We start from the raw sequence: 26,642 nt of genomic DNA, 5'->3' as shown, positions 1-26,642 counted from the left end.
ACACGAAAGGCCACCACCATGGCAGGCACGAAGGTCAGCACGGTCGTCCAGGCCCCCGCCGAGGAAGTGTGGGCGCTGATCGGCGAGTTCCACGACCTCGGCGGCTGGCACCCGGATCTTCCGGCCAGCCGACTCGGCAACGACCTGGCCGGCAACGCCATCGGCACGGTCCGGGTGTTCGACCTCGACGGCGTCGAGCTGCACGAGAACCTGCTCGCCTACGACGCGGAGCGGCGCCGCTACACCTACGGCCTCCCGGAGGGCACCTTCGAGCTGACCCGCTACCGGGCGACGCTGCACGTCCTGCCCGTCACCCTGCTCGGCGCCAGCTACGTCGAGTGGGCCGCCACCTTCGACGTCGAGGCGGAGCACCGCGAGGCCTCGACCGCCCTGGTCGAGGGCGTGTTCACGGCCGGTCTGACCGCCCTGCGCGAGCGCTTCGCGGCCTGACGCCGGGCGGCGGGGCCGCCCGGCCGGCTGCCTGCCGGCTCGCTGCCGGCGTGAACGCTACGCGCCGAGCGCGACGCAGGCCCAGGCTCCGAGCGAGAGCGCGCCCGCCGCCCAGCCGATCGCGGCCGCCGGCCGGCCGTGGTCGGCGCCCTTGGCCCGCTGGAAGGCGGCGATCAGCGCGGCGATCGCGGCCCCCGCCAGGGCCAGGTGGGTCAGCAGCCAGCCCCAGTCGCCGAGGGCCAGTGCCGCCAGGAGGCCGAGGAGCAGCGCCGGTGTCCACAGGCTCGCGACCACCGCCCCGCCCGCCGCGCAGGCGACCCGGAACCGCTTGCGGTCCCGGAAGCAGAGCGGCGCGGCGCAGCCGGCGGCGCTCAGCAGCTCGACGCCCTGGACGACGTGGGACCAGATGACCCCGGACGGCCTGAACGTGAGCAGCAACGGCACGGCGAACACCGCGACCGCGACCCCGACCAGCCGTCGGGCGCTCGTCGGCACCAGCACCATGGCCCCCCTGCAGTCAGCAATCTGAACGCGTTCAAACCTAGCACGCAGGGGGGCGCTGATCACGTTCCGGGGACGGCGGGCGGTCCGGGACGGTGCGGGGCGGGCCGGGGCGGTCAGCCCTCCGGGTAGAACACGAACAGGGTGCACCCGGTGCTGGTCGAGGGCACGTGCCACGACCCGGCCGGGGCGTGCAGGAACGTCCCGGCGGGGTAGTCGCGCGCCCCGTCGTTGAAGGTGCCGTCCACCACGTAGACCTCCTCCGGCCCGGGCGCGTGGACGTCCCGACCCTCCCAGGTGGCGCCCGCCTCCAGCCGCACCACGTTGGCGGAGGCGCCGTTCGCCCCCTGCCACAGGGTCCGGAGCCGGATCCCGGGGAACAGCTGACGGGCCGGGACGTCGTCGACGAAGGCGGAGGTGTAGCCCTCCTGCGCAAGGATCTCTGGATGCATGCCCGCCACAGTGCCGTGCCCGAACCAAGCCGGGACAGAGCCTTCGCAGCCAACGTGGGGCACTTTCCCGCCATGCGACGCGTGGTGCCCCTGGTGCAGATGGTGCATTTGTGTTCGAGCCCGGATACCTCGCCGAGGCCGTCGCGCGGAGCCCGGAGCCCGGAGCCGACCGGGCCGGGCCTAGAAGAGGCCGGCCCGCACGTGGTCCGTGAGGTTCTCGAGGATCTCCCGCAGCCACGGGTCGCCCGCCTGCGGCAGCCCGGCCAGGGTGCGCCGGAACACGTCCGGGTCCATCCGGAACAGGTGCGAGGCGCGCGGGGCGGGCGGGTCGTCCCGCAGGACGCCCGCCGGCAGGCCGCCGGACGCGGGGACGGGCAGGTGCGGCTCGGGGAAGGCCAGCCACCGCCACACCCCGAACGGCAGCGGCACCAGAGAGGCGGAGGCATCGGGTGGGGTCCACACCTCCCCCGTCTGCGGATGGGTCGGCACGAGCAGGAGGTCGGCGTCGGCACCGGGCAACCCCGGCCCGGCCAGGGCGGCGCGGCGCACCGGCGGGCCCGAGGGCAGCAGGGCGTCGAGGGCGCGCTGGAACACCTCGGCGGTCAGCCCGCCCGGGACCCGTACGGGCCGCCCCTGCGAGCCCGCCAGCAGATGGGCGAGCGCCCGGCCGGCCGCGGCCTCCCACCGCGGGCTCCACGACCACCAGTAGCGCGTTCCCATCCGCGACCCCCACCCGGCGATCGGCTCGAACGGAGGCGTGCCCTGCCCGTCCGCCAGCAACCCGGCCCAGGAGAGCGGCGGTTCGACACCGTCCCCGTCGACGGGGACGGGCCGAACGGCGTCGAGGCCAAACCAGACCGCCTGCCAGAGCGAGCAGTCGTCGATCCGGCACGCCACCAGCCGGCCGCACGCCTCGCAGGCCATGTTGGGGCCGTCGAGCGCATCGAGGCCGCAGCAGTAGCCGCCGGCCCTCTCCGGGACCAGCACGGTGCCGCGGCGTCCCCCGGCGCGATGACGATCGAGCCGGGCACATCCCCCTTCGGCCGCAGCGGCTCCCAGGGCTCCGGCGAATCGACGGCGAAGGTGCCGGCCTCCATCAGTACGGGCAGCTGGAGCCCGTTGCCGTACTTCTGATGGGCGTGAACCGGCAGGTCGACCCGGGCAAGCCGATCGGTCAACTCGGCGCCGCACCCCGCGCACACGAAGACGAACAAATACCCTCCGCAGAGAAAGAGGGGGCATCCTCGCAAACCCGGAAGCCGTCCGCCAAGCGGTTTTGAGGGCGTACCCTCAGCCCGTCCCATCCCTCGCGATCGCAGCGAGGACACGGCGCCGGACGGCGGCGGAGGCCTCGGGGAGCCACTGCGCCAACTCGGCGTCGAGGCGGCGTCGTTCCGCGCACAGGAGGCGGGCGACGCGGGTGCGGGAGCAGCGGCGGAACCACCAGTCCCGGGTGCGGCCGATCATGCGGGGCCCTCCTCGGGGTTCGCCCACCGGATGTACAGCTCGTGCTTGCCGACCGGGAGGACGAGGGCGGGGTGCGCGGCGAGGTGGCGGACCACGTCGCGTTCGGCGCAGGGGCCGGTGAGGGCGCGCTCCAGGCAGAAGTGCTGCCATCTGGTCATCGGGAGAAAGCAGATCGAATCCCAGACGGCCGCGAGGGCGGAGAAGCAGAGCGTCCGGACGACGGACAGGCGGACGCCGGGGACTTCGACGAGGGTGTCGTGGTCGGCCCTCACGCGGCGACCTCACACCAGACGATCTTGCCGGTGGGCTGGCGCGGGCAGCAACCCCAGCGGGTGGAGAGCGACTTGACGAGCTGCAGCCCGCGCCCGGCCTCGTCGTCGAGGCCGGGCGCGGAGAGGGCGGGCTCGCGGTCGCGGCAGGCATCGTGGACCTCGATGCGCAGGCGCGCGGGGGTGAGGTCGAGCGCGAGGTAGATGAGGTACCCGGCGGGGGTGCCGTGCTGGACGGCGTTGGTGACGAGCTCGGAGACGGCCAGGAGTCCGGAGTCGCGGAAGCGGTCGCCGCCGGGGGTGTCGGCGAGGAGGGAGGAGAGGCGGTGGCGCGCCTCGCCGGGCGAGCGGCGGCTGCGCGGGAGCCAGATGGTGGAGGAGGTTCGAGACATGGCGAAGTCACCTTCCAGGCATGCGAATGGAGAAGACCCGGGCCGCCAACACGGCAGCCCACATGCATCCAGCAGGAGCGCTCAAGCGCATGGTCAGATGCCACGCATGTCACAGAGAGACAGCATCCTGTTACTCACAGCATGGGCCATCAAGGCTCGGCACCGCAAGGCACGTCGCCAAAATATGAAAACTTTCATCTCTGACGGCAATGTGCATGCCCTGTACGCCCTGAGCTGGTGGCGAGGCGTCACCACTCGCGTGCACACTGGTCCCCGAACGCTCTGAAGGAGTCACGTAGATGGCAGTCGCAGTGCCGGCCGTTCGGTACCGGCGCATCGCCGCTGAGCTGAGGCGGCTTCGCGAGTTGAGGAACCTCTCAGCCGAAGAGGTGGCCGCCCAAGTTGAGGGTGTCAACCTGGTGAAGCTCAGCAGGTACGAGAACGCCCGTGTCCAGCTGAAGCCCGACGTCGTCCGAGCCCTGCTCGACTTCTACGAGTGCGACGCGGAGCTCAAGGAGGTTCTTGTTGAGATCCTTCGAGACAAGCGCCGTCCCGGCTGGATGGCGGGCTACGAGCAGCTGAACCCGCTCTACACGGACTTGATTCGCCTGGAAGAGACGGCAGTCGGAAACAAGTCGTACGAGTCCGCCTACATCCCGGGCCTACTTCAGACTCGCCAGTACGCCCACGCGATCATCTCCAGTGGAGTGATAAACAAGCCGAGCGTCGAGGAACGTGTCGAGGTCCGGATCAACAGGCAGTCCGTCCTCACTCGTTCAGAGAGCCCGCTGAAACTCTGGGCGGTCATTCACGAAGCCGCCCTGAGCATGAGCGCCGCCCCAGGCGTGATGACCGACCAGTTGGACAAGCTTCTGCAGTTCAGCCAGCTCCCCAATATCAGGATTCAGGTCATGCCTGCGACGGCACCGCCACATCCAGGAATGACTGGGCCGTTCACACTCCTGGAATTCCGGCAACGAGATCTCGACCTGGTCCTGCTCAGCGGAATGCTCAGCAGCGACTGGGTGGAAGATCCGGGCCAAGTCGACATCTACCGAGCGGCGTTCGACGAAATCATGGCAACTGCCTTGGATCTCGACCAGTCTCGCCACCTCATCGCACAGAAGAGAGACCAGCTCAAGTGACCCACTTCCCCGTTGCCTCCGCGCTCCCCACCCAGTGGAGGAAGGCAAGTGCCAGCAACCCGAACGACAACTGCGTCGAAGTTGCTGAAGGCGTGACCAACCTCGTCCCGGTCCGGGACAGCAAGGACCCGCATGGACCGGCCCTCGCCTTCACCGCCGACGCCTGGCAGGCGTTCGTCGCCGGCATCCAGACGGGCGAGTTCCCGATCCCTCAGTAGCCCAACTCACCCGGGCGGCTCCGCGCGCCACGCGGGGCCGCCCGCCGCTTGACGCCCGGGCCGTGTCCGCGACACCTTGCTAACCACAAGGAGTTGCAACCGACTTCGTGGAAGGAGCAGTCATGGCGCTGCGCTTCACCGGGATCGATCCGGACTCTCCCAACGGCGGGTCTCCCACCGTATGGCTCGACGACGAAACCGCAGAGATCGTCATCCAAGGATGGCTTCCGGGCAGCGACATGCTCCGCACCATCAGCGAGACCGAGTGGGTGGCCGGGCACCCCATCGGCGTTCCCAGCCACGAAGGCGTCGTCCGTGTCCCCCTCCGAATGATCCCGATCCTGCGAAAGGTGTGCGATGACGCAGAACGTGCCGGACTTTGGCGCACTGCTGAGGGGTACTGAGCACTCGGCGGTCCACTTGGAGATGCGAGACCGCTACATGGACGACCCGGTCTTCGCCGACTGGCGCGCGGGGCTCCCGGTCGACCGGCCCGACGCCTACGAGCTGCCCGAGGAATACCAGGACTGGGCCGCCCTGGTGAGGGAAACCGTCACCCGTGGCGTGGTGATGCGCCGCGCTCGAATCGTCTCGGAGCCGGTCACCGACTACATCCGGTGGGAGCACGCCATCACCGAGCGGCACAACATCGCCCTCGGCGAGCAGGTCCGCTGGCTGCCCCGCCGACTCGCCTCCGATCTCGCCCTCCCCGGAAACGACCTCTGGCTCATCGACGACCGCCTGGTCCTCTTCCACTGGTTCACCGGCGACGGCGACTGGGCCGGCCACGAATTCACCGAGGACCCTGCCAGGGTGAAGATGGTCTCCGCCGCGTTCGAAGCAGTATGGGACCGCGCGGTGCCGCACGCGCAGTACACCGTCTGAACCGCCACCTGCACCGGGCCGTCCACGTATGTCGTCAACCCCGTCGTCCAGTGTCATCGAGGCCCGCAAAGCCCTCGCCAACCGGCTGGTCGGAATCCGCAAGGACGCCGGCCTCACGGGCGACGAACTCTCGGCCCGGTGCGGGTGGCACCCCGCCAAGACCAGCCGCATCCAGAGCGGCAAATCCGCTCCGTCCGAGGACGATCTCCGCGCCTGGTGCGCTGCCTGCGGCGCCGACGCGCAGCTCACCGACCTCATCGCGATGGCGCGAGCCGTCGAATCGATGTACACGCAGTGGCGCCGCATGGAGCGCACCGGACTTCGCGCAGCGCAGGAGTCGGTCAACGCGCTCTACGAACGCACCAGTCTCTTCCGGGTGTACGCGAGCCGCGTCATCCCCGGCATGGTGCAAACGCCCGAATACACCGCCGCTGTACTGCGCACCATCCAACGCGAACGCGTCCCCGTCGACGACGTCGAAGAGGCCGTGCAGGCCCGGCTGGACCGTCAACGCATGCTGTTCTCCGGCCGGCACCGGTTCGGGCTGTTGATCGAGGAGTACGTGCTCCGCGCTGCCGTGTGCGACGCCGAAACGATGGCGGACCAGCTCAACAACCTGATCGCCGCCGCCACCAGCCCCTTCGTCAGCCTCGGCATCATTCCCACCGGCTGCGATCGCCCTCAACTGCCCGTCGAGGACTTCTACATGTTCGACGAGGCCGAGGTCGCCGTCGAGCTGACCTCCGGATACCTCCGCATCACCCAGCCTCACGAGATCGCCGACTACTCACGCACCTTCACCGCGCTGGCCCGGATGGCCGTGCACGGGACGAGAGCCCGTCAGATCATCACGTCAGCACTCACCACCTTGGGGTGACTCCGCGCAAGACGGCGCAACTTCTTTGAGGTTGCCCGCCATCGCTCCGTAGCGTCGTTGGTGCCGCTCCGCAGGGAGCACCAACCACCGCAAGGAGACCACCGTGTCCCGTGCCGCCCAGAGCACCGCTCACCACCCCACCACCGAACTCGCCGAGCTGGGCAGGTTCTTCACCATCACCGCCCGCTCCTTCGACGCGGGCCGGACCGCGCCGCAGATGTTCTCCGGCGCGATCGATGCCGCCTGGCACCAGCTCCTGACCGATCCCGCCGCGCACGACGCCTTCACCACCGAGCACGCCGGGCGCCCCCTCACCCACTCCCCGATCAAGGGCGCGGGCTTCATCACCTGGCTCTCCACCTACGAGGAGGCCTACGGTCCCCTCCCGCAGATCTGGTTCACCGACGCCACCGGCACGGTCGACACCGACTCCCTGGCCCGCTACCGCGAGACCGGCCAGGTGTGGGCGGAATGGGACTGCTCCCCCGCCCCCGGCGACGACGACGCGGTGCCCGGAACGACCAGCGCATGAGCGAGCCCCGAACCGGCGCAGCGCCCCGGCCCACCGCCGGGGCGCTGCGCCTCGTCGAAGCCCGGTCCGAGGACCCCGCCGTCGTGGACGTGTCCGCGTACGTCGCCGCGATGGGCGCGCACTGCCCGTTCCTGGCGCCCTCCGTCGACCGGCATCTGACCGGGTGGACGGTGTACGAGATCGCCGCCACTGACCGGACCGCCGTGGAGGCCGAGCTGTTCCACGCCGGGGTCCAGGCCGCCGAGTGGATCAGGCGGCTGAAGAGCCGCCCCCATGGTGCCCTCGCCTGCGAAAACCTGGTGATTCTCGGCTCGCTCCCGGGCACCGACCAACACGACCTGATGCGCCGCCCGTACTGGGCTCTCCGCAACCTCTACGCACCTGTGGGTGTGCTGTTCGGAAAGTTCTCCGAAGGTCGCCGGGAAGCCGATCGGTTCGGCCGTGCCATCCCTGCGCCCCCGTTCTCGTTCCTCCCCGTGCGAGCGGCCGTCCCGTCCCGCGACGGCCGGTTCCTCGCGAGCACACCGGACATGGCGAGTGCCGTCGCAGCAGCCTCCGATGACGGTCGCGACGTGTTCGAGCACATCCCCTGCGACTGGAAGGCGGTACAGGCATGGGCGAGTTCGCTCGCTGCCCCGACGAAGCGGTGAAGGCGGCCGAAGCCGTCTGCGGACCGGTCGTGCTGTCCGGCATCACCGATCGGCGCGGCTCGGCCGTCTGGAAGGGCACCGGGGTTCTGGCCACCGTGGCGATCAAGGCCGGATACGGCGAAGGCGAGGAGATCACCGCCCGCGAGAGCGCCGTCCTGGACCAGCTGCCCGGCTGCACCGTCACCGCCGGCCGCTACGACCGCGGCGTCTGGTACGTCACGCCGTGGCTCGAAGGCCCCTCCACCTGGGACGTCTTCAAGCCGATCCGCAAGGGTGACGGCGGCCGCGAGTACGCCCTCGCCTCAGCGGTCCACCTCTGCCGGGCCGTCGCCGACCTGCACGCGGGCGGCTGGGTCCACTCCGACCTCCAGCCCGCGCACGGAGTCCACACCGACCACGGCGTGCGGCTGCTCGACCTGTCCTGGGCCTGGTCGCCGTCGTTTCCCCCGTCCCCGGTGTTCCAGGGCGGCATCACCCACCTGCTGTCGCCCGAGTTGGCCGCCGCCGTCGAGTCCGGTGAGCGCCCGGTGAGGGCCACCGTCGAGTCCGACGTCCACGCCCTCGCAGGGACACTGTGGACGTGCATCACCGGCCGGTGGCCGCTGGACTACGACGCCGCCGGGCTCGGCCCCGACATCGGCCCCTCGGCGCGCCGGGCCGCCATCGCGACCCGTACCGTTCCGCTCTGCTCCGACGAGACCTGGCCCGCCCTCCAGGCCCCGCTGCGGGACGTCCTGCGCGCACCCGCCGAGCACCGGCCCACGGCCCCCGAACTGGCCACCGTCCTGGCCGAACTGTGAGTCTCCGGGAACTGACCACCGCAGACGCCCGCGCCGTCCGCCGGATCTACAGCGGCAGTTCGGTGCACCATCTCGGGCGCGCCGAGATGGTGCACCTCGAAGCGCATCACTACGTCGAGCGGGCCGCTCGATGGGCGCGGGAGGGCCCTCGCGCCCGCTACATCCTCGGGATCGATAAGGCCGATGACCTCGTCGGCGTCATCAAGCTCGACATCACCGGCGCCACGGACGGCAGGCTGGGCTACATCCTGCGCGACGACGTCTGGGGCCGCGGGTTCGCCACCGAAGCCGTCGTCGAGGTGCTGGCCCTCGCTTTCGGCTCGCTGCGCCTCACCACCATCGGCGCCAAGCACCGCAGCACCAACCCTGCCTCCGGCCGGGTCCTGGCCAAGGCCGGGTTCACCTGCGTCGGCGCAGCGGGCGAGTTCGTCCACTACACCGCAAGCCCCGGCCGGTGATGCGCTCTCCCTCGCGCCACGCGTGGCGTGAGGGGCCGCCCGGTTGCCCGCGCTCCCAGGTTTTACTCAGCTCTCATCCAGCGGGCACTCACCCTCTCAGTCCGCTCTCATCCGCCGCCCCTAGCCTCCGCCGCATGAACGTCTCCCTGCTCGACGGCTGGTTCCCGTGGACGGTCCAGCTCCTGGCCGTCGCCCTGCTGGTGGCCTCCGCCGCCCGGCGGGACCGCGCGTGGCTGACCAGGTGGGGGCCGATCGCGCTGGGCACGGCGGTCGCGCTCACGGCGCTCGTCGCCGTCGCCGTGCTCTCCTTCGCCGGGATCACCGATCCGATCCCGTTCGGCGTCTGGCTGTGGAGCGGGGTCGCCCTCGCCGCCCTGGCCGTGCTCGGGTTCGGCTGGCGCGGCGCCCGGTGGTGGCGCCGGGCGCTCGCGCCGCCCGCCGCGCTCCTCGCGCTGTTCTGCGCGGCGAACAGCGTCAACATCGCCACCGGCTACTACCCGACCCTCGACGACGCGATCGGCGAGCTGACCGGCGAGCCCCTGCCCGACCAGATCACCCTCGACCAACTCGCGTCCATCCACGGGAAGACGAAGACCGGCCGCATCGTCCAGGTCGACATCCCCGACACGGCCAGCGGCTTCGCCCACCGCCAGGAGCTGGTGTACCTGCCGCCGGCCTGGTTCCGCAGCCAGAACCGGCCCAAGCTGCCCGTCCTGGAGATGATCGGCGGCGAGTTCGCCGCGCCCGACAACTGGATCCGCTCCGGCAACGCGGTCAGGACGGCCGACGAGTTCGCCGCCAAGCACAACGGCTTCGCCCCGATCCTCGTCTTCGTCGACGCCACCGGCGGCTTCCGGGTGGACACCGAGTGCGTGGACGGCCCGCACGGCAACTCCGAGAGCCACCTCGTCAAGGACGTGCCGCCGTTCGTCAAGAAGACCTTCAACGCCGCCACCGACCCGCACAAGTGGGGCGTCGCCGGCTGGTCGATGGGCGGCACCTGCGCCGTCGACCTGACCGTCGAACACCCCGACGTCTTCACCCACTTCGGCGACTTCTCCGGCGACAAGGGCCCGTACATCGGCGACAAGGAGCACACCGTCCAGGAGCTGTACGGCGGCGACGCCGGCGCCTGGGCCGCCCACGACCCGCTGACCGTCCTCGCCCACCACCCCAAGTACCAGGGCGTCTCCGGCTTCTTCGCCCAGGGTGACGAGGAACACGGCCAGATCGAGTCGGCGAAGCTCCTCGACGCCGCCGCGAGGAAGGACGGCATCCGCACCACCACCGCGGTCGGCTCCGGCAAGCACACCTGGCAGACCGGCGCGGCGAGCTTCGCGCAGGCCCTCCCCTGGCTCGCCCAGCAGCTCGGCGTCCCGGGCACCCGCCCGTAACCACCCGACGCGCAAGCCCTTTTGGCGATCCTTGGCACCACCGGTCGTATCCGGCACCCCGGCACCCCGCACCCCCCGGGCCGCCGACCACGAACGGCCGCCAACCCCCGCCCCGGCGGCGGCGATCCGCCCCATCCGGTAGACCGCCGGTCCGCCACACCAGGCGACGGCTCGCACACACCTTCGGCACCAACCCGCTGCAACTGCGGGCCCGAATCCCGGGGCCCGGCGGAATTCGGCTTTGCTCCCGGCGGTCCGGTGTCATAGGTTTCCACCGCTGTCGAGACCACCGTCGTCCCAGGCCAGCCCCCGCACCGGGGCGCCCGGACGGCCGGCCGGCGGCACACCACGGGGGAAGGAACAGCCATGCCGAGTGCCCGCAACGGACACTTGATCAATCGTCAGCTCGCCGTCACCACGGCCGTCGCCCTGCTGTGCGTCGGCGCGCTGAGCGCCTGCGGCCCGAACGACGACAAGGGCGGCCAGGACGCCGGCAAGACCGCCGCGCCCACCGCGACCGGCACGGCCGCACCGGCCACCACCGGAGCGGCGCCCACCGCGACCGGCACCGGCGGCACCGGCGGCGCCCCCAAGGGCAGCATCCCGGCCGCGGCCTGGATGAGTGCGCGCAGCATCCCGATGGACGAGACCTACCACTGGGCCGAGCTGGCGCGCGTCGCCAAGCCGGTCACCGGTGACGCGGCCACCTTCAAGGGCATGGAGCTGTGCCACACCCCCGTCGCCAAGGACGACGCGTGGCTGTTCACCGGAAAGGCCGCCGCGCGGGCCGCGCTCAACGAGGGCGGCGCCGAGCACTGGACGGCCCAGCAGACCCTCGTGCACCACGGTGACCCGCGCCCCAGCAGCGGGGCCAAGCAAGCCACCAACCTCGCCTACGCGCACCTGGTCGAGGCGGTGAAGAACTGCGGGCAGTCGCTGCCGGGCGCGACCGTCAAGGTCGCCAGCGCGGACGACGCGCCGTACTTCGCGGCCACCGTCACCGCCCCGGGCCCGGACGGCACCACCGTCACGCTGCACGAGTACGCGGTCGCCGCCGGCGGCTCGGTCAGCGAGCTGGCGGTCTTCGCCCGCGCGAAGGCCGGCGCCCAGCCGAGGGACGCCTGGAAGGCGCCCGAGGACCGGTACGTCGGCACCGGCATGACGGCCCCGCTCTGCGAGGCCCTGCCCGGCTGCTGAGGCAGCGCCGAGGCGACGCACCACCCACAGACGGCCGGTCGGCCCGTCCGGCACAGGGGACCGGACGGACCGACCGGCTTCACGTTCGGGCCGTCACGGCCGCACGACCCGAGCCGTCGCCGCGTCGGCCGTCGCCGCGTCGGCCGTCACGGCCCCAGCAGTCACAGCGGTCACAGCCCCAGCCGGCTGAGCGCCGTCGTCCAGTCGCTCGCGATCGCGCCGCGCGCGGCCGCGAGGCTCACTCTGCCCCCGCACACCGCGGTCTTGAGCTTGTTCTCGACCTGGTCCTTGCTCTGCGCCGGCTGGCTGCCGTAGCGCGGCTCGGGCCACAGGTTGTGCGGGTCGCGCGGCGCGCCGCCCAGCTCCAGCGGCACCAGGTGGTCCTCCTCGTAGTCGGCCGGGTTGGTGTCGGAGAAGCCGTACTGCGCGATCTGCTGCGTCTTCAGCGCGTTGGTGTAGCTGGCCGGCGGCCGGACGGTGGCGGTCCAGCCGGAGACGCAGATGGTCGAGCCGATGGTGGCCTGCGTGACGGCCGGGTTGTACGCGCCCGGCGTGCAGGTCGGGTCGGGCAGCGGCAGCCGCGCCCGCGAACAGCTCGCCGCCGCACCGGACTTGGCCGGCGGCTTGGGCTTTGCGGTGGCGGCCTGCGCCGTCCCGCCGGCGAGCCCGGCGACGGCGAGGCCGAGGGCGGTCGCCGCGGCGACGACGGTGAGACGCTGACGGATCATCATGGAGCGCTCTCCTGGGCCGGCCCGGCCTGCTGCCGGGCGACTGTGCCCATGACAGCAGCGGCCCCGCCCCGACCGTCAGACCCGGGACGTGAACGACTGGTGACTTCCCCTCCACATCCGCCGGGACGACGCCGCCTGCACACACGCCGCCGCCGAGGCGGCACAGCACTCGCTCCCGGTCAGCGAGCATTCCTACGCAGGTACACCCTCGGCACGGACGCGCTGCGGCGGCGCCTCGCCACGCTGCCCCGGCCGGTGCTGCTGCTCGCGGGCGAGGTGGACTGTGGCCCACCGCCGAGGCGGCCGCCCGCTCTTGGGACCTCACCGCGCCGACCCCGCACCAACACCCGCGGCCGGACCCCCCGGAGGCGGTCGCCGGCGCGGTGCCGGGCTTCCTCCCTCGGCGGGAGGGCCGGCAGGCGCCGGCCGCGCCGAAGCGGAGGCGGCAGCGGGGGGTCGCCTACCCCGCCAGCAGCCGCGCCAGCAGCGCGGCCGGCCCCTCCGGCAGGCTGCCGTGCAGCAGTTCCGTCCGGTGCACCAGCCGCGGCGCGGCGACCGGCACGTACGTGACACCGTCCGCACCCGCACCCACGCCCGCACCCGCCGGCTCGGGCAGCAGTGCGAGCCCGTGCCCGGTGGCGATCAGCGCGAGCAGCCCGTGCAGGTCGGTGCCGCAGTAGCGGGCGGCGGGCCGGAAGCCGTCGACGCCGGTGGCGGCGCGCAGCCGGGCGGCGCCGGGGGCGAGGTCGGGGGCGTCGAGCCAGCGGGCGGCGGAGAGGTCGGCGAGGGCGAGGCCGGTGCGGCCGGCGAGGGGGTGGCCGGCGGGGAGGGCGACGGCGAGGGGGCGTTCGTCGACGGCGACGGTGGTGAGCGGGCCGACCTCGGGCAGCGGCAGCGGGTCGCTGGGGGCGGCGAGGCCGTCGACGAGGGCGAGGTCGAGGTCGCCGGTGGCGACCTGGGCGGGCAGGGCGTCGTGGCCGAGGATCCGGACCTCGACCTCGGCTCCCGGGTACTCCCGGCGCACCTCGCCGAGTGCGCGCCCCAGTTCCGCCCCGACTGCCAGCGGGGTCGCGCCGAGGACGAGCCGGGCGCTCGGGGCGCCGGCCAGGCGCGCGACGTCGGCGCGCGCCGCCGCGAGCCGGACGAGCAGCGGCGCGGCGTGTTCGAGCAGCCGCTGCCCGGCGGCGGTCGGGCCGACCGGGCGGCGGACCAGCAGGGCGGTCCCGAGGTCGGCTTCGAGGGCGGCGATCTGCTGGGAGACGGCGGACTGGGTGTAGCCGAGCTCCCGGGCGGCGTCGGAGAAGGAGCCGAGGCGGGCGACGGTGACGAAGGTGCGCAGCTGCTGCGGGTCCACGGCGGTCATCAACTCATCTGATCGGGGATTCAGAAATCATCGTTGGATCTGATCAACGACGGGGAGTCAGGATAGCCCCATGACCTCCCTGACCCCGCGGGTCGCCCTCGTCGGCGACCGCTCCCCCGCCGTCCGCTCGCACACCCGCATCCCCGGCCTGCTCGACGCCCTCGCCGAGCGGGACCGGCTCGTCCTGGACGCCTACTGGATCCCCACCGAGGACGCCGGTGCGCCCGGCGCGCTCGACGGCTTCGACGCGATCTGGCTGCTGCCCGGCAGCCCGTACCGCAGCGAGGCGGGCGCCCTGGCCGCCGTCCGGACGGCCCGCGAGCGGGGCATCCCGTTCCTCGGCACCTGCGCCGGGTTCCAGCACGCGGTGCTGGAGTTCGCCCACAACGTCTGCGGCCTGGCCGAGGCCGTCCACGGCGAGGAGCACCCGGACCGGCCCGAGCAGGTGATCGCGCCGCTCGCCTGCTCGCTGGTCGGCCACGAGTGCGCGGTCGAGATCACCCCCGGCACGCTCGCCGAGCGCGTCATCGGCACCACCCGCACCGTGGAGCGCTACCTGTGCGCGTACGGGCTGAACGCGGACTACCAGGACCGGCTGGTCGCGCACGGGCTGCGCTTCAGCGGCACGGACGAGTCGGGCCAGGCGCGCCTGCTGGAGCTGCCGGAGCACCCGTTCTTCCTGGCCTCGCTGTTCCAGCCGGAGCTGTCCGGCGACGGCACCCGGCCGCACGCCATGATCCGCGCGCTGGCCGCCGCCGCGGTCCGGCACGCGGACGAGGCCCGGCACGCGGACGCCGAACGGGCCGTCTCGGCCTGACCCGCGGCCGGCCGACGCGGCCCGCCGATGTGGCGCCGGGGGGCGTCACATCGGCAGGGACCGCAGCCGCACCGGCCCCTCCGGCCAGGCGGCGCCCGCCACCAGCGGCGACCACATGGTGCGCAGCGGCATCTCCGCCAGCCGCCCCTCGGGCTGCTCGACGGTGACGACCTCGGCGACCTCGCGGAAGCCGAGCTTGCGGTAGAGCCCGGTCTTCTCCGGGCGGCAGAACAGCAGCGCGTAGCGGTGGCCGAGTTCGCGGGCGTGGTCGAGCGCGGCGTTGACGACGGTCCGGGCGAGGCCGCCGCCGCGCTGGTCGGGGGCGACGCAGACGCCGCCGACGCCCATCGCGGCCAGGTCGGTGCCGCCGACGGTGAGCTGCAGCGCGCGCAGGCCGGTGTGGGCGACGAGCCGGCCGTCCCCGGCCCGGATCCCGAAGTGGATCTCCTTGGGCAGCCAGCTCAGCCCGGTGTAGGCGACGCCGTACAGGTCGTCACCGGGGCCCAGGATCTGCTCCTGTTCGGCCTTTCCGTACTGTGCCAGCCGTTCGGCTTCGGCGGGGAAACGATCATTCATCCCGTCATGCTCTCCTCTCCGGACTCCGTTGACCAGCCTTTTCCCGGCCACTCGACCCCGGTCCGCGCGGGGGTGCGCCCCCGGGCCCGGTGCGCCACCGCGCTGCCACCGCCCGTCCACCGCCCCGCGGCCGGTGCGGGCCGCACGCGCTGTGGCAGCATGCCCCCCATGCGCCCGCCCACCGCCCCGCCGGCCGACGAACCGGTCGTGTTGTTCCAACTGCCGCGCGTGCTCAGCGCCCTGGGGCCGGCGGGTCTGGTGCTGATGCTGGTGCCGCTGGCCGTGCGGCACCCGGAGGTGGGGCCGACCGGGTCGACGCGGGTCAACGCGTGTCTGATGGCGGTCGGCGCGCTGGTCCTGGTGTTCCGGCTGCGGTGGCCGGGGGCGGTCGTCCTGCTGGCCCTGCCGAGCGGCCAACTGCCGCTCGCCGTCGCCCTGTACACCGTGGCGGCGCGGCGCGGCCCGGGCCCGCTGCTGTACCTGCTGACGGCGGCCGTCGAGTTGCGGCTGTGGCTGCCGTTCGACGTCGGGGACCTGTTCACCCTCTCCGGCGTCGCCGACGTGGTGGAGGATCCGCTGGTGTTCGGCGCCGTCCCGCTCGCCCTGGGCCTGACCAACCACGCGCGGGTGCGCGCCGTCGCCGTCCTCGCCGAACGCAACCGGCTGCTGCTGGCGGCGCAGCGGCACGCCGAGGAGCGGGCGGCGGCGGCCGAACGGGCCCGGCTCGCCCGGGAGATGCACGACGTGGTGTCCAACCGGGTCTCGCTGATCACGCTGCACGCCGGGGCCGCGCAGGTCGCCCGGGCCGGCGACCCGGCGGCGGTGGGGCAGACGCTGGGGCTGATCCGCGCCCTCGGGCTGCAGGCGCTCACCGAACTGCGCGGCCTGCTGGGCGTGCTGACGCCCGCCGACGACCAGGTGCCGTCGCTGCGCGGGCTGTCCGCGCTGGTGGAGGAGTCCCGGCAGGCCGGGCTGGCGGTCGGCCTGACCCTGGCCGGCGCCCACGCACATGCGCAGGCCGGCACCGATGTCGGGGAACGGCCGGAGCCCGAGCCGGAGCCGGCCGTGCAGTACGCGGCCTACCGGATCGTGCAGGAGGCACTGACCAACGCGCACAAGCACGCGCCGGCCGCCGAGGTCGCCGTCACCGTCGAGGTCGGCCCGGGCGGGCTGCGCCTGGCCGTGGTCAACTCCCCGGCCGGCGAGGGCGGGAGGGTGCCGGAGCTGCACCCCGTCCTTCCGTCCGGCGGGCACGGCCTGGACGGCATGCGCACCCGCGTCGCCGACCTGGGCGGCACCCTGGACGCCGGGCCCACCCCGGACGGCGGCTTCGCCGTCCGGGCCCGCCTGCCGCTCAGCGCGTAGGGCTCACCGCGCAGGGCTCGCCGCGTGGCGCTCAGCCCGCGGCGCGCCGCGCCAGCTCCGCCCACACCTCGTCGACCCGCGGCGCCAGCGCCTCCAGCGGCCCGCTGTTGTCGATCACCAGGTCGGCGATCGCCAGCCGGTCCGCCCGGGTGGCCTGCGCGGCCATCCGGGCCAGCGCCTCCTCCTCCGCCATGCCGCGCAGCCGTACCAGCCGGTCAAGCCGCACCCGGTCGTCGGCGTCGACGACCACGACCAGGTCGTACAGCGGCGCGAGCCCGTTCTCGGCGAGCAGCGGCACGTCGTGCACCACGACGGCGTCGGGCGCGGCGGCGGCCTCCAGTTCGGCGGAGCGCTCGCGCACCAGCGGGTGGACGATCGCGTTCAGCGCCTTGAGGCGTTCGGGGTCGGCGAACACGATCGCCCCGAGGGCGGGGCGGTCCAGCGAGCCGTCCGCCCGCAGCACCCGGGGGCCGAACTCGGCAGTCACGGCGGCGAGTCCGGCCGTCCCGGGGGCGACCACCTCGCGGGCGATCACGTCGGAGTCGACGATCACCGCGCCCCGGGCGGCGAACAGCCGGGACACCTCGCTCTTGCCCGCGCCGATGCCGCCCGTCAGTCCGATCTTCAGCATGGCGTCAGGCTACCGGCGGGCGGATGCCGCCGTCAGCCCGGCTCCAGGCTCTCCCCCCTCGGCCGGCACCGTCAGCCCGGCTCCAGGCTCTCCCCCTCGGCCGGACCGTCAGCCCAGCTCCAGGCTCTCCCCCTCGGCCAGCACCGTCAGCTCCGCCCCGGTCCCCGGTCCCTCGGGCCCGACCAGCCGGGTCTGCACGGCGAAGCCGATCGGGCTGAGCACCGCCTCGTGGACGGGCACGGCCCGGCGCGGGCCCGCCTCCCGGACGTAGTCGACGACCTCGGCGGCCTTGCTCCACGGCGCCGCGATCGGCAGCAGCAGGGTGTCGACGGCGTGCGGCGGCACGGTGAACGCGTCGCCGGGGTGGAAGAGCCGGCCGTCGAAGAGGAAGCCGATGTTCTGCACGCGCGGGATGTCCGGGTGGATCACCGCGTGCCACTCGCCGTGCACGGAGACGCCGAGCCCGCCGGGCCCGCCGATCTCGAAGGCGTCCCCCTCCCCCACCACCGAGACCCGCTGCGCCACGCCGTCCAGCTGGGCGGCGACGGCGCTGTTGGTCCACACCCGCAGCGCCGGGTCGGCCTCCAGCGCGGCGCGCAGCCGGGACTCCTCGAAGTGGTCCATGTGCTCGTGGGTGATCAGGACGGCGTCGGCGCCGGCCAGCGCGCCCGGGTCGGTGAACGCCCCGGGGTCGAGGAGGACGGTGGCGGCGGCGTGCTCGATGCGGACACAGGCGTGTCCGAACTTGGTGATTCGCATGCCGGAACTCTACAGCAAGGCTGTACAGCTTTGCTGGAGAAATTCCGGATAGACTTCTCCCATGCCCGCCGGAACACCCCACCCCCGCCCCGACACCCTGGACCTCGCCGCCGACCTGCGCGCCGCCCTCGGCACCCTGGTCCGCTCCCTGCGCGAGAGCGACGAGCTGCCGCAGAACCAGGCCGCCGTCCTCGGCCTGCTGGTCCGCGACGAGCTTTCCTGCACCGTCGCCGAACTCGCCGCGCTGCGACGCGTCCGCCACCAGTCGATGGCCCGCACCGTCGCCCTGATGACCGAGGCCGGGCTGGTCACCCAGCAGCCCCACCCCACCGACGGCCGCAAGCAGCTGATCGCCGCCACCGAGGCCGGCCGCACCGCCCTGCTCGATCAGCGCGCCCGCCGCGAGCAGCGGATCGCCACCGCCATCGAGGCCCGCCTCAGCCCCGAGGAGCAGGACCGGCTGCGCGCGAGCGTGGAGCTGCTACGCCGACTGGGCTGACCCCACCAGCTCGGGCCGCTGGGCCGGGATCGCCGGCTGCCGCAGCGCGGGCAGCTCGACGTGCTCGCTCAGCCCGAAGCGCGCGTGCAGCCGCTTCAGCGGGCCGGGCGCCCACCAGTTGAACTCGCCGAACAGGCTCATGGCGGCCGGCACCAGCAGGCAGCGCACCAGGGTGGCGTCGACCGCCACGGCGACGGCCAGCGCGATGCCCATCTGCTTGACCATGAGCATGTCCCCGGCGGCGAACCCGGCGAAGACGATCACCATCAGCAGCGCCGCCGAGGTGATGATCCGACCGCTGCGCTGGACGCCGAGCTCCACCGCCCGGCGACAGCTGTGCCCGCGTGCGTGCAGCTCCTTGATCCGGGCGAGCAGGAACACCTCGTAGTCCATCGACAGCCCGAACGCGAAGGCGAACACCAGCACCGGGATGAAGGTCTCCAGCCCGCCGGCCGGGCTGAAGCCGAGCAGCCCGCTGAACCAGCCGTCCTGGAACACCAGGGTGAGCGCGCCCAGCGAGGCGCCCAGCGACAGCAGGTTCATCAGCAGCGCCTTGACCGGCATCACCACCGAGCCGGTCATCAGGAACAGCAGCACCAGCGTCCCGGCCGCGACCAGCCCGAGCGCCCACGGGCCGCGCGACAGCAGCTCGTCCTGGAAGTCGACCACCGAGGCCGCGCCGCCCGTCACGTACGTGGTGAGCCCGCCGCGGTGGTCCCGCAGCTCCTGCACCACCCGCTTGGCCTCGCCGCCCTGCGGGTCGCCGGGCACCAGCACGTCCACCGTCGACACCGTGTCGCTCACCGGGGTCACCGCCCGCACGCCGCTCACCCCGGGGAGCCCGGCGACCACGTCGTCCGCGTACGCCTGCGCCACCTCGGCCCCGCCCCGCACCACCACGGTGATCGGCGCGGCCGCCGCCTGCGGGAAGCGGTGGTCGACCGTCTCGGCGACCTGCCGCCCGGCCGAGGAGGCGGGCAGCACGGCGGCGCCGGAGCTGCGCATCTCGGCGTGCAGGAAGGGCGCCCCGGCCGCCATCAGCACCGCCACGCAGGCGAGCGCGACCAGCACGGCCCGCTTGCGGACCCGTCTGACGGTCCGGCTGAAGAAGCCCTCGTCCGGGACGGGCGCGGCGGGCGCCTTGATCCGGGCGCCCGCGAAGCCGAGCAGCGCGGGGATCAGGGTGAGCGCGGCGGCCACCGCGATCACCACCACGCTCACCCCGGCGGCGGCGACCGCGCCGAGCACCGGGCTGGTGAACACGAACAGGCCGGACAGGGCGACGGCGACGGTCAGCCCGGAGAAGGCGACGGTGCGCCCGGCGGTCGCGGCGGTGCGTTCGACGGCGGCGGCGATGTCCGCGCCGTGGCCGCGCTCCTCGCGGAAACGATTCACCATGAGCAGCGCGTAGTCGATCGACAGCCCGAGCCCGAGCACGGTGGCGATCGGCAGCACGCTGGTGTCGATGTCCATGATCCGGCTGAAACCGAACATCGCGAGCAGGGCCCCGCCCACCGAGGCGACGGCGCCGATCACCGGCAGCGAGGCGGCCGCCAGCCCGCCGAACACCAGCACCATGACGATCAGGGTGAGCGGCAGGGTCACCATCTCGCCGACCCGGGTGTCCCGCTCGGTCTGCTTCTTGACCTCCTGCTGCAGCACCAGGTCCCCGCCGACCGTGACGTGCGCGCCGCCCGCGCCGTCCAGGGCCGCGAGCCGGTGGGTGACGGCGTCGGTCTGCGCGGCGGTGGCGCCGTCCGCCATCCGTACGGTCAGCAGGCTCGCCGTGCCGTCCGCGGAGCGCAGCGCGGCCGGGCCGGAGCCGGGGCCGTAGGCGTCCAGGGCGGTGGAGACGCCGGGCAGGGCGGCGATCTCGGTGGTGGCCTTCTCTACGGCGGTGCGCACCGCCGGGTCGTCCACCGGCCTGCCGTCCACCACGGCGGTCACGGTGCCCTTGGCCGGATCGGCCGCGGCGACCACCGCGCTGCCCCGGTCGCCCTCGGCGCTGGCCGAGGAGGCCCCGGCCACCGAACCCTCGAAGACCCGGCCGCCGATCAGCACGCCGACGACCAGGACGACGGCCCAGAAGCCGAGCACCCAGCGGCGGTGGCGGAAGCAGAACCGGCCCAGGGCGGCGAGCCGGCCGCCCACGGCAGCGGGGGCGGCGGAGGAGGGTTTGCGCATGGAGGAAGCCTTTCGGGCAGCTCCCCTCAGTGTGGGGGAAACCCGACGTTCAACCTATAGAGGGGCAATGAGCTCCATCTCACAAATCCCTACACATAAAAGACACATAAGTCAAAGGGGAAAACGAATCGGGCCCCATCCGGAAATCCGGATGGGGCCCGATTGCCTAGCTGTCAGCTAGCGGGGCAGAGCCTCAGCTCTGGCCACCGGCCAGCTTCTCGCGCAGGGCGGCCAGGGCCTCGTCGGAGGCCAGGGCGCCGGCACCCTCGTCGCTGCTGGACGAGTAGGAGCCACCCGCGGCGGCGGCGACGGCGTCGCCACCCTCCTCGGCGGCCTGGGCGTCGGCCTCGCGGCTCTTGATGACCTGGGCCTGGTGCTGCTCGAAGCGGGTCTGCGCCTCGGCGTACTGGCGCTCCCACTCCTCACGCTGCTTCTCGAAGCCGGGCAGCCAGTCGTTCGCCTCGGGGTCGAAGCCCTCCGGGTAGATGTAGTTGCCCTGGTCGTCGTACGAGGCGGCCATGCCGTACAGGGTCGGGTCGAACTCGACCTCGGCCGGGTTGGCACCCAGGGCCTCGTTGGCCTGCTTCAGCGACAGGCTGATGCGGCGACGCTCGAGGTCGATGTCGATGACCTTGACGAAGATCTCGTCGCCGACCTGGACGACCTGCTCCGGGATCTCGACGTGGCGCTCGGCCAGCTCGGAGATGTGGACCAGACCCTCGATGCCCTCGTCCACGCGGACGAACGCACCGAACGGAACCAGCTTGGTGACCTTACCCGGAACGACCTGGCCGATCTGGTGGGTACGGGCGAACTGCTGCCACGGGTCCTCCTGGGTCGCCTTCAGCGACAGGGAGACGCGCTCGCGGTCCATGTCAACGTCGAGAACCTCGACGGTGACCTCCTGGCCGACCTCGACAACCTCGGACGGGTGGTCGATGTGCTTCCAGGACAGCTCGGAGACGTGCACCAGGCCGTCGACGCCACCCAGGTCCACGAAGGCACCGAAGTTGACGATCGAGGAGACGACGCCGGAGCGCACCTGGCCCTTCTGCAGGGTGGTGAGGAAGGTCTGGCGGACCTCGCTCTGGGTCTGCTCCAGCCAGGCACGGCGGGACAGGACCACGTTGTTGCGGTTCTTGTCCAGCTCGATGATCTTGGCCTCGAGCTCCTTGCCCACGTAGGGCTGGAGGTCGCGGACGCGACGCATCTCGACGAGCGAGGCGGGGAGGAAGCCGCGGAGGCCGATGTCGAGGATGAGACCACCCTTGACGACCTCGATGACGGTACCGGTGACGATGCCGTCCTCTTCCTTGATCTTCTCGATCGTGCCCCAGGCACGCTCGTACTGAGCGCGCTTCTTGGACAGGATGAGACGACCCTCCTTGTCCTCCTTCTGGAGAACCAGGGCCTCGATGTTGTCACCGACGGCGACGACCTCGTGCGGGTCAACGTCGTGCTTGATCGAGAGCTCGCGGGACGGGATGACGCCCTCGGTCTTGTAACCGATGTCGAGGAGGACCTCGTCACGGTCGACCTTCACGATGACGCCCTCGACGATGTCGCCATCGTTGAAGTACTTGATGGTCTCGTCGATGGCGGCGAGGAAGGCCTCCGCGTCGCCGATGTCGTTGACCGCGACCTGCGGGGTGGTGCTGAGGGAGGAGTCGGTGGGGCTCGTCATTAGGAAAAGGGCTCCGGTACGGACATGAAAGTCGTAGGTAATGCCACGCGGAGGGCCCGTATCGCTCCCACCGAAAGCCGGACAGCCAAGAACACGGCGCACCGGGATTCCCGTAGCAACGAGAAATCGGCGTCCGTCTTGCGACCGTGGGGTCTTCGACAGATGCGAGCGCGACCTGCTCCGTCCGAGGCGCGCAGGCCCGCAGCGCAACTTGTAGCATACGGGGACGGCCGGGCACGGTCAACGCCAAGGTCGGCAAGACGGTGGAGCCCGGTACGGATCAGGCCATATCCTCCGAGAGCGCGCCTCGCGGCGGCGCCCCGCAGGGACCCTTCCCCGGATGCCACCACCAGGACACGGGCCCTCACGGGCCGGGTCGCGGCAGCGGCGCTTCCGCAGTCGACACCCTACGCGATGGGCATTATCACCGTGGCCACCACCCCCCAGTCCGAGCTCCACGATCTTGACGACGCCGGCGACGACGCGGTAAGGCGCCAGGCCGGAGCGGGTGAGAGCAGCCGCGCGAGCCGGCACTGGTGGGACCGCAACGCCGACGAATACCAGGACGAGCACGGCGAGTTCCTCGGCGACGACCGCTTCACCTGGTGCCCCGAGGGCCTCGACGAGGCCGACGCCCGCCTCCTCGGCGACGTCACCGGCAAGGACGTGCTGGAGATCGGCGCCGGCGCCGCCCAGTGCTCCCGCTGGCTCGCCGCCCAGGGCGCCCGGCCCGTCGCCCTCGACATCTCGCACCGCCAGCTCCAGCACTCGCTGCGCATCGACCTCGCCCGCGGCGCCGCGCCCGTCCCCGTCGTCCAGGCCGACGCCGCCGTCCTGCCGTTCGCCGCCGGGTCCTTCGACCTCGCCTGCTCCGCGTACGGCGCCGTGCCGTTCAGCGCCGACACCGAGAAGCTGATGCGCGAGGTGCACCGGGTGCTGCGGCCCGGCGGGCGCTGGGTCTTCTCCGTCACCCACCCGATCCGCTGGGCCTTCCCCGACGAGCCCGGCGTCGAGGGCCTGACGGCGGTGGCCTCCTACTTCGACCGCACCCCGTACGTCGAGGAGGACGAGCAGGGGCGCGCCAGCTACGTCGAGCACCACCGCACCCTCGGCGACCGGGTCCGCGAGCTCGTCGCCGCCGGGTTCCGGCTGGTCGACCTGGTCGAGCCCGAGTGGCCGGCCGACCTGGAGCAGGAGTGGGGAGGCTGGTCCCCGCTGCGCGGGCGGCACATCCCCGGCACCGCGATCTTCGTCGCCGAGCGGGGCTGACGTGCCTCCGCTGTGGGGCGACCTGCCCGTCCGCACCGCCCTGCCCGAACTGCACCGCGCCCTGGACGGGCACGGCGCGGCCGTCCTCGCCGCGCCTCCCGGCACCGGCAAGACCACGCTGGTGCCACTGGCGCTGGCCGGGCTGCTCGACCCCGGCGCCCCGGTACGGCGGGTGCTGGTCGCCGAGCCGCGCCGACTCGCCGTCCGGGCCGCCGCCCGGCGGATGGCCTGGCTGCTCGGCTCGTCCGTGGGCCGCGAGGTCGGCTACACCGTGCGCGGGGACCGGCGCGTCGGGCCTTCGACCGTCGTCGAGGTCGTCACCACCGGGGTGCTGCTGCAACGGCTGCAGCGCGACCAGGAGTTGGCCGGGGTGGACGTGGTGGTGCTCGACGAGTGCCACGAACGCCACCTGGACGCCGACACCGCGCTGGCCTTCCTGCTGGACGTCCGGGCGGCACTGCGGCCCGAACTGCGGCTGGTCTGCGCCTCGGCCACCTCCGACACCGAGGCCTGGGCCGAACTCCTCGGCGGGGCACCGGTGGTGGAGGCGCACGGGGTGTCCCACCCGGTCGAGGCCGTGTGGGCGCCGCCGCCGCGCGCCGTCCGGCCCGCGCACGGGACGCGGGTCGACCCGGCGCTGCTCGACCACGTGGCTTCCGTGGTGCGGCGGGCGCTGGGCGAGCGGGACGGGGACGTGCTCTGCTTCCTGCCGGGGGTGGGTGAAATCGCCCGGGTGGCGGGGCAGTTGGGCGGGCTGGGGGTCGACATCCTGCAACTGCACGGCCGCGCGCCGCAGGACGTCCAGGACGCCGCGCTCTCCCCCGGTTCCTCGCGACGGGTGGTGTTGGCCACCGCCGTCGCCGAGTCCTCCCTCACCGTCCCCGGCGTCCGGGTCGTGGTGGACGCCGGGCTCGCCCGCGAGCCGCGCACCGACCACGCCCGGGGGCTCGCCGGGCTCGTCACCGTACGGGCCTCCCTCGCCGCCGCCCGCCAGCGCGCCGGGCGCGCCGGGCGCGAGGCGCCGGGCACGGTGTACCGCTGCTGGCACGAGGCCGAGGACGCCCGGGCGGCCCGGTTCCCGACGCCCGAGATCGCCCTCGCGGACCTGACGTCCTTCGCCCTCCAGGCGGCGTGCTGGGGCGACCCGGACGCCACCGGGCTCGCCCTGCCCGACCGGCCCCCGGCGGGGGCGATGGCCGCCGCCCGGCAGACCTTGCAGGCCCTCGGCGCGGTGGACGCGGACGGCCGGGCGACGGCGCGCGGCGTCCGCCTCGCCCGTACGGGGCTGCACCCCCGGCTGGGGAGGGCGCTGCTCGACGGGGCGGCTGCCGTGGGTGCGCGGCGGGCGGCCGAAGTCGTCGCGCTGCTCTCCGAAGAGCCGCCGCGCGCCCTCGGCGACGACCTCGGCGCGGTGTGGCGGCTCGTCCGCTCGTCCGGCGACCCGTACGCCGGGCGCTGGCGCGACGAAGTCCGCCGCCTCGAACGCGCCGCCGACTCCTCCCCCGCCACCGACCTCCCCGACCCGACCGCCGCCGGGTTGGTCGTCGCCCTCGCCTTCCCCGAACGCATCGCCCGCGCCCGGGTCGAGCGGCCCGCACCCGGCGAGCGCAGCCCGTACCTGATGGCCTCGGGGACAGCTGCCGAACTCGCCCCGGACACCCGCCTCGGCGCGCTGCCCTGGCTGGCGGTCGCCGTCGCCGACCGCCCGGCGGGTTCGCACTCCGCCCGGGTGCTGCACGCGGCTGCCCTGGACGAGGACACCGCCCGCCTCGCAGGCGCGCCACTGCTGGCTTCCCGCGAGGAGGTCCACTGGGACACCCGGCGCGGGGAAGTCGTCTCCCGCCACGTCGAGTTGCTCGGCGCCATCGAACTCGCCGAGAAACCCCTCAACCGCCCTGATCCTGTGCTCGTCCGGGCCGCCCTCCTCGAAGGCCTCACCCGCGAGGGCGTCAGCACCCTACTGACCTTCCCGTCCGGCCTACGCGAACGCCTCGCCTTCCTCCACGCGGCCATCGGCACCCCCTGGCCAGACGTCTCCGACGCTGCCCTGCTGGAACGCGCCGACGAATGGCTGGAACCCGAACTCTCCCGCGCCCGCCGCCGATCCGACCTCGCCAGGATCGATACGACGTCCGCACTCCAGCGCCTACTCCCCTGGTCCACCGGAGAAGCAGGCCGCCTCGACGAACTCGCCCCCGAACGCATCACCGTCCCGAGCGGGTCGAAGATACGGGTGGACTACACCACCGAACGCCCAGTCCTGGCCGTCAAGTTGCAAGAACTCTTCGGCTGGCCCGCCGCGCCCAAACTGGCCGGAGGCCGCGTCCCGCTGACCATCCACCTCCTCTCCCCCGCAGGCCGCCCCGCCGCCGTCACCAGCGACCTGGAGTCCTTCTGGCACAACGGCTACCGCGCCGTCCGCGCAGATTTGAGAGGTCGCTACCCCCGCCACCCCTGGCCCGAAGACCCGACCACAGCCGAGCCCACCCGCCGCACCAACGCCCGGAAGTAGCAGCGGTCAGACCAGCGGACGAATCAGCGAGTCGTACCGGGGCGAGTCCGGGTACGGCTGCATGACGCCCATCGGCACGTAACCCCACCGCTCGTACAAAGCGCGCACCCTCGGGTGCTCCTGTTCGACCAGCAGGTGTGAGCGTTCCTCGACCCGGTGGGACATGAGCTCTTCGTGGAGTGTGTGGGCGATCCCCGTCCCGCGCCACGGCGCCCGGACCATCACCTCGCACAGCGCGAACGTCCTGGTATCCGTCTCCACCAACTGGTCGGCCGGGGCCGGGGTGATCAGGCCGTGCCAGTCGTAGGACGCGGTGCGCGCGAAGCCGTAGGCGTAGCCGACCGGTTCGCCGTCCACATCACCGAACGCGCATCCCCATCGGGGCCGACTCGCATGCGCCCGTAGCCGCTCGGTGAACCGCTCCACAGTGAAGAACGGGTCATCGGCAGCCTCGCGCTCGTACACCTCGGCGTACACCTCGATCAGCTGCGGCGCGATCTGCTCGAAGTCCTCGGCCCGGTAGTACGTGACGGTCAGCGTCGCGGCGTCCACGATCGGTCAGCCC

30 protein-coding genes and 1 pseudogene are annotated in these 26,642 nt (G+C 73.0%); 17 read left to right on the top strand and 14 right to left on the bottom strand.

What is annotated here, in order from left to right; all coding sequences use genetic code 11:
• Positions 1-18: 18 nt before the first annotated feature.
• Positions 19-450, top strand: a complete 432-nt coding sequence (locus AB2U05_RS25340) for an SRPBCC family protein (protein WP_369184334.1) — start codon at positions 19-21, stop codon at positions 448-450.
• 57 nt (positions 451-507) lie between these two features.
• Here AB2U05_RS25340 and AB2U05_RS25335 read toward each other — a convergent pair whose 3' ends face one another.
• The 6 genes and pseudogenes from AB2U05_RS25335 to AB2U05_RS25310 all read right to left on the bottom strand — a co-directional run bounded on the left by AB2U05_RS25335 (position 508) and on the right by AB2U05_RS25310 (position 3,531).
• On the bottom strand, positions 508-954 hold the full coding sequence (locus tag AB2U05_RS25335) for a hypothetical protein (RefSeq protein ID WP_369184333.1): 447 nt from the start codon (positions 952-954) through the stop codon (positions 508-510).
• 113 nt (positions 955-1,067) lie between these two features.
• Positions 1,068-1,403 (bottom strand): cupin domain-containing protein, encoded by a 336-nt coding sequence (locus AB2U05_RS25330; RefSeq protein ID WP_045704197.1) that lies wholly within the window; start codon positions 1,401-1,403, stop codon positions 1,068-1,070.
• A 180-nt stretch (positions 1,404-1,583) separates the two neighbouring features.
• Positions 1,584-2,617 (bottom strand): annotated as a pseudogene (locus tag AB2U05_RS25325) (hypothetical protein).
• A 76-nt stretch (positions 2,618-2,693) separates the two neighbouring features.
• Positions 2,694-2,870 carry a hypothetical protein gene (locus AB2U05_RS25320; protein ID WP_369184332.1) on the bottom strand — a complete coding sequence of 59 codons (177 nt, stop codon included), beginning with the start codon at positions 2,868-2,870 and terminating at the stop codon, positions 2,694-2,696.
• Positions 2,867-3,142, bottom strand: coding sequence for a hypothetical protein (locus AB2U05_RS25315; RefSeq protein WP_369184331.1), 276 nt, complete (start codon positions 3,140-3,142; stop codon positions 2,867-2,869). The genes AB2U05_RS25320 and AB2U05_RS25315 overlap by 4 nt, the downstream gene beginning before the upstream one ends.
• Positions 3,139-3,531 carry an ATP-binding protein gene (locus AB2U05_RS25310; protein ID WP_369184330.1) on the bottom strand — a complete coding sequence of 131 codons (393 nt, stop codon included), beginning with the start codon at positions 3,529-3,531 and terminating at the stop codon, positions 3,139-3,141. Before AB2U05_RS25310 ends, AB2U05_RS25315 begins: the two co-directional genes overlap by 4 nt.
• A 299-nt stretch (positions 3,532-3,830) precedes the next feature.
• Here AB2U05_RS25310 and AB2U05_RS25305 point away from each other — a divergent pair, with 299 nt between their 5' ends.
• The 11 genes from AB2U05_RS25305 to AB2U05_RS25255 all read left to right on the top strand — a co-directional run bounded on the left by AB2U05_RS25305 (position 3,831) and on the right by AB2U05_RS25255 (position 11,687).
• A complete protein-coding gene (locus tag AB2U05_RS25305) occupies positions 3,831-4,676 on the top strand; it encodes a DUF5753 domain-containing protein (RefSeq protein WP_369184329.1) in 846 nt (281 codons plus the stop codon).
• 92 nt (positions 4,677-4,768) lie between these two features.
• On the top strand, positions 4,769-4,894 hold the full coding sequence (locus AB2U05_RS25300; RefSeq protein ID WP_369184328.1) for a DUF397 domain-containing protein: 126 nt from the start codon (positions 4,769-4,771) through the stop codon (positions 4,892-4,894).
• A gap of 122 nt (positions 4,895-5,016) precedes the next feature.
• Positions 5,017-5,298 (top strand): hypothetical protein, encoded by a 282-nt coding sequence (locus AB2U05_RS25295; protein WP_045710828.1) that lies wholly within the window; start codon positions 5,017-5,019, stop codon positions 5,296-5,298.
• Complete coding sequence (locus tag AB2U05_RS25290) at positions 5,252-5,779, top strand: DUF6879 family protein (protein ID WP_369184327.1); 528 nt, start codon at positions 5,252-5,254, stop codon at positions 5,777-5,779. Before AB2U05_RS25295 ends, AB2U05_RS25290 begins: the two co-directional genes overlap by 47 nt.
• A gap of 28 nt (positions 5,780-5,807) precedes the next feature.
• Positions 5,808-6,656: a helix-turn-helix domain-containing protein gene (locus AB2U05_RS25285; protein WP_369184326.1), complete on the top strand. Its 849-nt coding sequence runs from the start codon at positions 5,808-5,810 to the stop codon at positions 6,654-6,656.
• Positions 6,657-6,759: 103 nt separating this feature from the next.
• Positions 6,760-7,188: a hypothetical protein gene (locus tag AB2U05_RS25280; protein ID WP_045710825.1), complete on the top strand. Its 429-nt coding sequence runs from the start codon at positions 6,760-6,762 to the stop codon at positions 7,186-7,188.
• A gap of 83 nt (positions 7,189-7,271) precedes the next feature.
• Positions 7,272-7,838, top strand: a complete 567-nt coding sequence (locus tag AB2U05_RS25275) for a hypothetical protein (protein ID WP_369184325.1) — start codon at positions 7,272-7,274, stop codon at positions 7,836-7,838.
• Positions 7,802-8,638: a hypothetical protein gene (locus tag AB2U05_RS25270; RefSeq protein ID WP_045710823.1), complete on the top strand. Its 837-nt coding sequence runs from the start codon at positions 7,802-7,804 to the stop codon at positions 8,636-8,638. Before AB2U05_RS25275 ends, AB2U05_RS25270 begins: the two co-directional genes overlap by 37 nt.
• Positions 8,635-9,096: a GNAT family N-acetyltransferase gene (locus tag AB2U05_RS25265; protein ID WP_369184324.1), complete on the top strand. Its 462-nt coding sequence runs from the start codon at positions 8,635-8,637 to the stop codon at positions 9,094-9,096. Before AB2U05_RS25270 ends, AB2U05_RS25265 begins: the two co-directional genes overlap by 4 nt.
• A 134-nt stretch (positions 9,097-9,230) precedes the next feature.
• On the top strand, positions 9,231-10,490 hold the full coding sequence (locus AB2U05_RS25260) for an alpha/beta hydrolase-fold protein (RefSeq protein WP_369184323.1): 1,260 nt from the start codon (positions 9,231-9,233) through the stop codon (positions 10,488-10,490).
• Positions 10,491-10,856: 366 nt separating this feature from the next.
• Positions 10,857-11,687 carry a hypothetical protein gene (locus tag AB2U05_RS25255; protein ID WP_369184322.1) on the top strand — a complete coding sequence of 277 codons (831 nt, stop codon included), beginning with the start codon at positions 10,857-10,859 and terminating at the stop codon, positions 11,685-11,687.
• A gap of 170 nt (positions 11,688-11,857) precedes the next feature.
• On the opposite strand, the gene AB2U05_RS25250 is transcribed toward AB2U05_RS25255, so the two are convergent.
• Both AB2U05_RS25250 and AB2U05_RS25245 read right to left on the bottom strand, forming a co-directional pair.
• A complete protein-coding gene (locus tag AB2U05_RS25250) occupies positions 11,858-12,418 on the bottom strand; it encodes a hypothetical protein (RefSeq protein WP_369184321.1) in 561 nt (186 codons plus the stop codon).
• A gap of 460 nt (positions 12,419-12,878) precedes the next feature.
• Positions 12,879-13,781, bottom strand: coding sequence for a LysR family transcriptional regulator (locus tag AB2U05_RS25245; RefSeq protein WP_369184320.1), 903 nt, complete (start codon positions 13,779-13,781; stop codon positions 12,879-12,881).
• 70 nt (positions 13,782-13,851) lie between these two features.
• On the opposite strand from AB2U05_RS25245, the gene AB2U05_RS25240 reads away from it, so the two are divergent.
• The gene (locus AB2U05_RS25240; RefSeq protein ID WP_045704205.1) at positions 13,852-14,598 is read left to right on the top strand and encodes a hypothetical protein; all 747 of its coding nucleotides are present in this window, start codon (positions 13,852-13,854) and stop codon (positions 14,596-14,598) included.
• Between the two features lie 45 nt (positions 14,599-14,643).
• On the opposite strand, the gene AB2U05_RS25235 is transcribed toward AB2U05_RS25240, so the two are convergent.
• Positions 14,644-15,174 (bottom strand): GNAT family N-acetyltransferase, encoded by a 531-nt coding sequence (locus AB2U05_RS25235; RefSeq protein WP_045704207.1) that lies wholly within the window; start codon positions 15,172-15,174, stop codon positions 14,644-14,646.
• A 168-nt stretch (positions 15,175-15,342) separates the two neighbouring features.
• Between AB2U05_RS25235 and AB2U05_RS25230 the strand changes: the two genes are divergently transcribed.
• On the top strand, positions 15,343-16,539 hold the full coding sequence (locus tag AB2U05_RS25230) for a sensor histidine kinase (protein WP_369184319.1): 1,197 nt from the start codon (positions 15,343-15,345) through the stop codon (positions 16,537-16,539).
• A gap of 31 nt (positions 16,540-16,570) precedes the next feature.
• Here the strand turns inward: AB2U05_RS25230 and coaE are convergent, their stop codons facing one another.
• Together coaE and AB2U05_RS25220 are read right to left on the bottom strand one after the other, a co-directional pair.
• Positions 16,571-17,170 (bottom strand): dephospho-CoA kinase, encoded by a 600-nt coding sequence (gene coaE / locus AB2U05_RS25225; RefSeq protein ID WP_369184318.1) that lies wholly within the window; start codon positions 17,168-17,170, stop codon positions 16,571-16,573.
• A gap of 108 nt (positions 17,171-17,278) precedes the next feature.
• Positions 17,279-17,929 carry an MBL fold metallo-hydrolase gene (locus AB2U05_RS25220; RefSeq protein WP_369184317.1) on the bottom strand — a complete coding sequence of 217 codons (651 nt, stop codon included), beginning with the start codon at positions 17,927-17,929 and terminating at the stop codon, positions 17,279-17,281.
• Positions 17,930-17,990: 61 nt separating this feature from the next.
• On the opposite strand from AB2U05_RS25220, the gene AB2U05_RS25215 reads away from it, so the two are divergent.
• Entirely contained in the window at positions 17,991-18,428 is a 438-nt protein-coding gene (locus AB2U05_RS25215; protein ID WP_045704213.1) for a MarR family winged helix-turn-helix transcriptional regulator, read from the top strand.
• Here the strand turns inward: AB2U05_RS25215 and AB2U05_RS25210 are convergent.
• Entirely contained in the window at positions 18,411-20,612 is a 2,202-nt protein-coding gene (locus tag AB2U05_RS25210) for an MMPL family transporter (RefSeq protein WP_052706712.1), read from the bottom strand. The two genes, AB2U05_RS25215 and AB2U05_RS25210, sit on opposite strands and share 18 nt — an antisense overlap.
• Positions 20,613-20,805: 193 nt before the next feature.
• Entirely contained in the window at positions 20,806-22,296 is a 1,491-nt protein-coding gene (rpsA, locus tag AB2U05_RS25205; RefSeq protein ID WP_031068978.1) for a 30S ribosomal protein S1, read from the bottom strand.
• A 414-nt stretch (positions 22,297-22,710) separates the two neighbouring features.
• Between rpsA and AB2U05_RS25200 the strand changes: the two genes are divergently transcribed.
• Positions 22,711-23,565 (top strand): class I SAM-dependent methyltransferase, encoded by an 855-nt coding sequence (locus AB2U05_RS25200; protein WP_107073179.1) that lies wholly within the window; start codon positions 22,711-22,713, stop codon positions 23,563-23,565.
• A gap of 1 nt (position 23,566) precedes the next feature.
• Positions 23,567-26,077 carry an ATP-dependent helicase HrpB gene (gene hrpB, locus AB2U05_RS25195; RefSeq protein ID WP_369184316.1) on the top strand — a complete coding sequence of 837 codons (2,511 nt, stop codon included), beginning with the start codon at positions 23,567-23,569 and terminating at the stop codon, positions 26,075-26,077.
• A gap of 6 nt (positions 26,078-26,083) precedes the next feature.
• Here the strand turns inward: hrpB and AB2U05_RS25190 are convergent, their stop codons facing one another.
• On the bottom strand, positions 26,084-26,629 hold the full coding sequence (locus AB2U05_RS25190; RefSeq protein WP_052707735.1) for a GNAT family N-acetyltransferase: 546 nt from the start codon (positions 26,627-26,629) through the stop codon (positions 26,084-26,086).
• Positions 26,630-26,642 lie beyond the last annotated feature (13 nt).

It is taken from the genome of Streptomyces sp. Y1 (assembly GCF_041053115.1).
Taxonomy (GTDB): domain Bacteria; phylum Actinomycetota; class Actinomycetes; order Streptomycetales; family Streptomycetaceae; genus Kitasatospora; species Kitasatospora rubellomurina.
Note: the sequence above shows the minus strand (reverse complement) of the source record. Positions and strands in the feature narration are given on the sequence as shown.

Bases quoted from the DNA above. Each gene is read 5' to 3' on its own strand.
- AB2U05_RS25210 (WP_052706712.1), bottom strand. From the start codon at position 20,612: ATGCGCAAACCCTCCTCCGCCGCCCCCGCTGCCGTGGGCGGCCGGCTC.
- AB2U05_RS25295 (WP_045710828.1), top strand. From the start codon at position 5,017: ATGGCGCTGCGCTTCACCGGGATCGATCCGGACTCTCCCAACGGCGGG.
- AB2U05_RS25235 (WP_045704207.1), bottom strand. From the start codon at position 15,174: ATGAATGATCGTTTCCCCGCCGAAGCCGAACGGCTGGCACAGTACGGA.
- coaE (WP_369184318.1), bottom strand. From the start codon at position 17,170: ATGCTGAAGATCGGACTGACGGGCGGCATCGGCGCGGGCAAGAGCGAG.
- AB2U05_RS25200 (WP_107073179.1), top strand. From the start codon at position 22,711: ATGGGCATTATCACCGTGGCCACCACCCCCCAGTCCGAGCTCCACGAT.
- AB2U05_RS25340 (WP_369184334.1), top strand. From the start codon at position 19: ATGGCAGGCACGAAGGTCAGCACGGTCGTCCAGGCCCCCGCCGAGGAA.
- rpsA (WP_031068978.1), bottom strand. From the start codon at position 22,296: ATGACGAGCCCCACCGACTCCTCCCTCAGCACCACCCCGCAGGTCGCG.
- AB2U05_RS25220 (WP_369184317.1), bottom strand. From the start codon at position 17,929: ATGCGAATCACCAAGTTCGGACACGCCTGTGTCCGCATCGAGCACGCC.
- AB2U05_RS25250 (WP_369184321.1), bottom strand. From the start codon at position 12,418: ATGATGATCCGTCAGCGTCTCACCGTCGTCGCCGCGGCGACCGCCCTC.
- AB2U05_RS25255 (WP_369184322.1), top strand. From the start codon at position 10,857: ATGCCGAGTGCCCGCAACGGACACTTGATCAATCGTCAGCTCGCCGTC.
- AB2U05_RS25305 (WP_369184329.1), top strand. From the start codon at position 3,831: ATGGCAGTCGCAGTGCCGGCCGTTCGGTACCGGCGCATCGCCGCTGAG.
- AB2U05_RS25330 (WP_045704197.1), bottom strand. From the start codon at position 1,403: ATGCATCCAGAGATCCTTGCGCAGGAGGGCTACACCTCCGCCTTCGTC.
- AB2U05_RS25270 (WP_045710823.1), top strand. From the start codon at position 7,802: ATGGGCGAGTTCGCTCGCTGCCCCGACGAAGCGGTGAAGGCGGCCGAA.
- AB2U05_RS25260 (WP_369184323.1), top strand. From the start codon at position 9,231: ATGAACGTCTCCCTGCTCGACGGCTGGTTCCCGTGGACGGTCCAGCTC.
- AB2U05_RS25290 (WP_369184327.1), top strand. From the start codon at position 5,252: ATGACGCAGAACGTGCCGGACTTTGGCGCACTGCTGAGGGGTACTGAG.
- AB2U05_RS25215 (WP_045704213.1), top strand. From the start codon at position 17,991: ATGCCCGCCGGAACACCCCACCCCCGCCCCGACACCCTGGACCTCGCC.
- AB2U05_RS25335 (WP_369184333.1), bottom strand. From the start codon at position 954: ATGGTGCTGGTGCCGACGAGCGCCCGACGGCTGGTCGGGGTCGCGGTC.
- AB2U05_RS25310 (WP_369184330.1), bottom strand. From the start codon at position 3,531: ATGTCTCGAACCTCCTCCACCATCTGGCTCCCGCGCAGCCGCCGCTCG.
- AB2U05_RS25320 (WP_369184332.1), bottom strand. From the start codon at position 2,870: ATGATCGGCCGCACCCGGGACTGGTGGTTCCGCCGCTGCTCCCGCACC.
- AB2U05_RS25240 (WP_045704205.1), top strand. From the start codon at position 13,852: ATGACCTCCCTGACCCCGCGGGTCGCCCTCGTCGGCGACCGCTCCCCC.
- AB2U05_RS25230 (WP_369184319.1), top strand. From the start codon at position 15,343: ATGCGCCCGCCCACCGCCCCGCCGGCCGACGAACCGGTCGTGTTGTTC.
- AB2U05_RS25245 (WP_369184320.1), bottom strand. From the start codon at position 13,781: ATGACCGCCGTGGACCCGCAGCAGCTGCGCACCTTCGTCACCGTCGCC.
- AB2U05_RS25285 (WP_369184326.1), top strand. From the start codon at position 5,808: ATGTCGTCAACCCCGTCGTCCAGTGTCATCGAGGCCCGCAAAGCCCTC.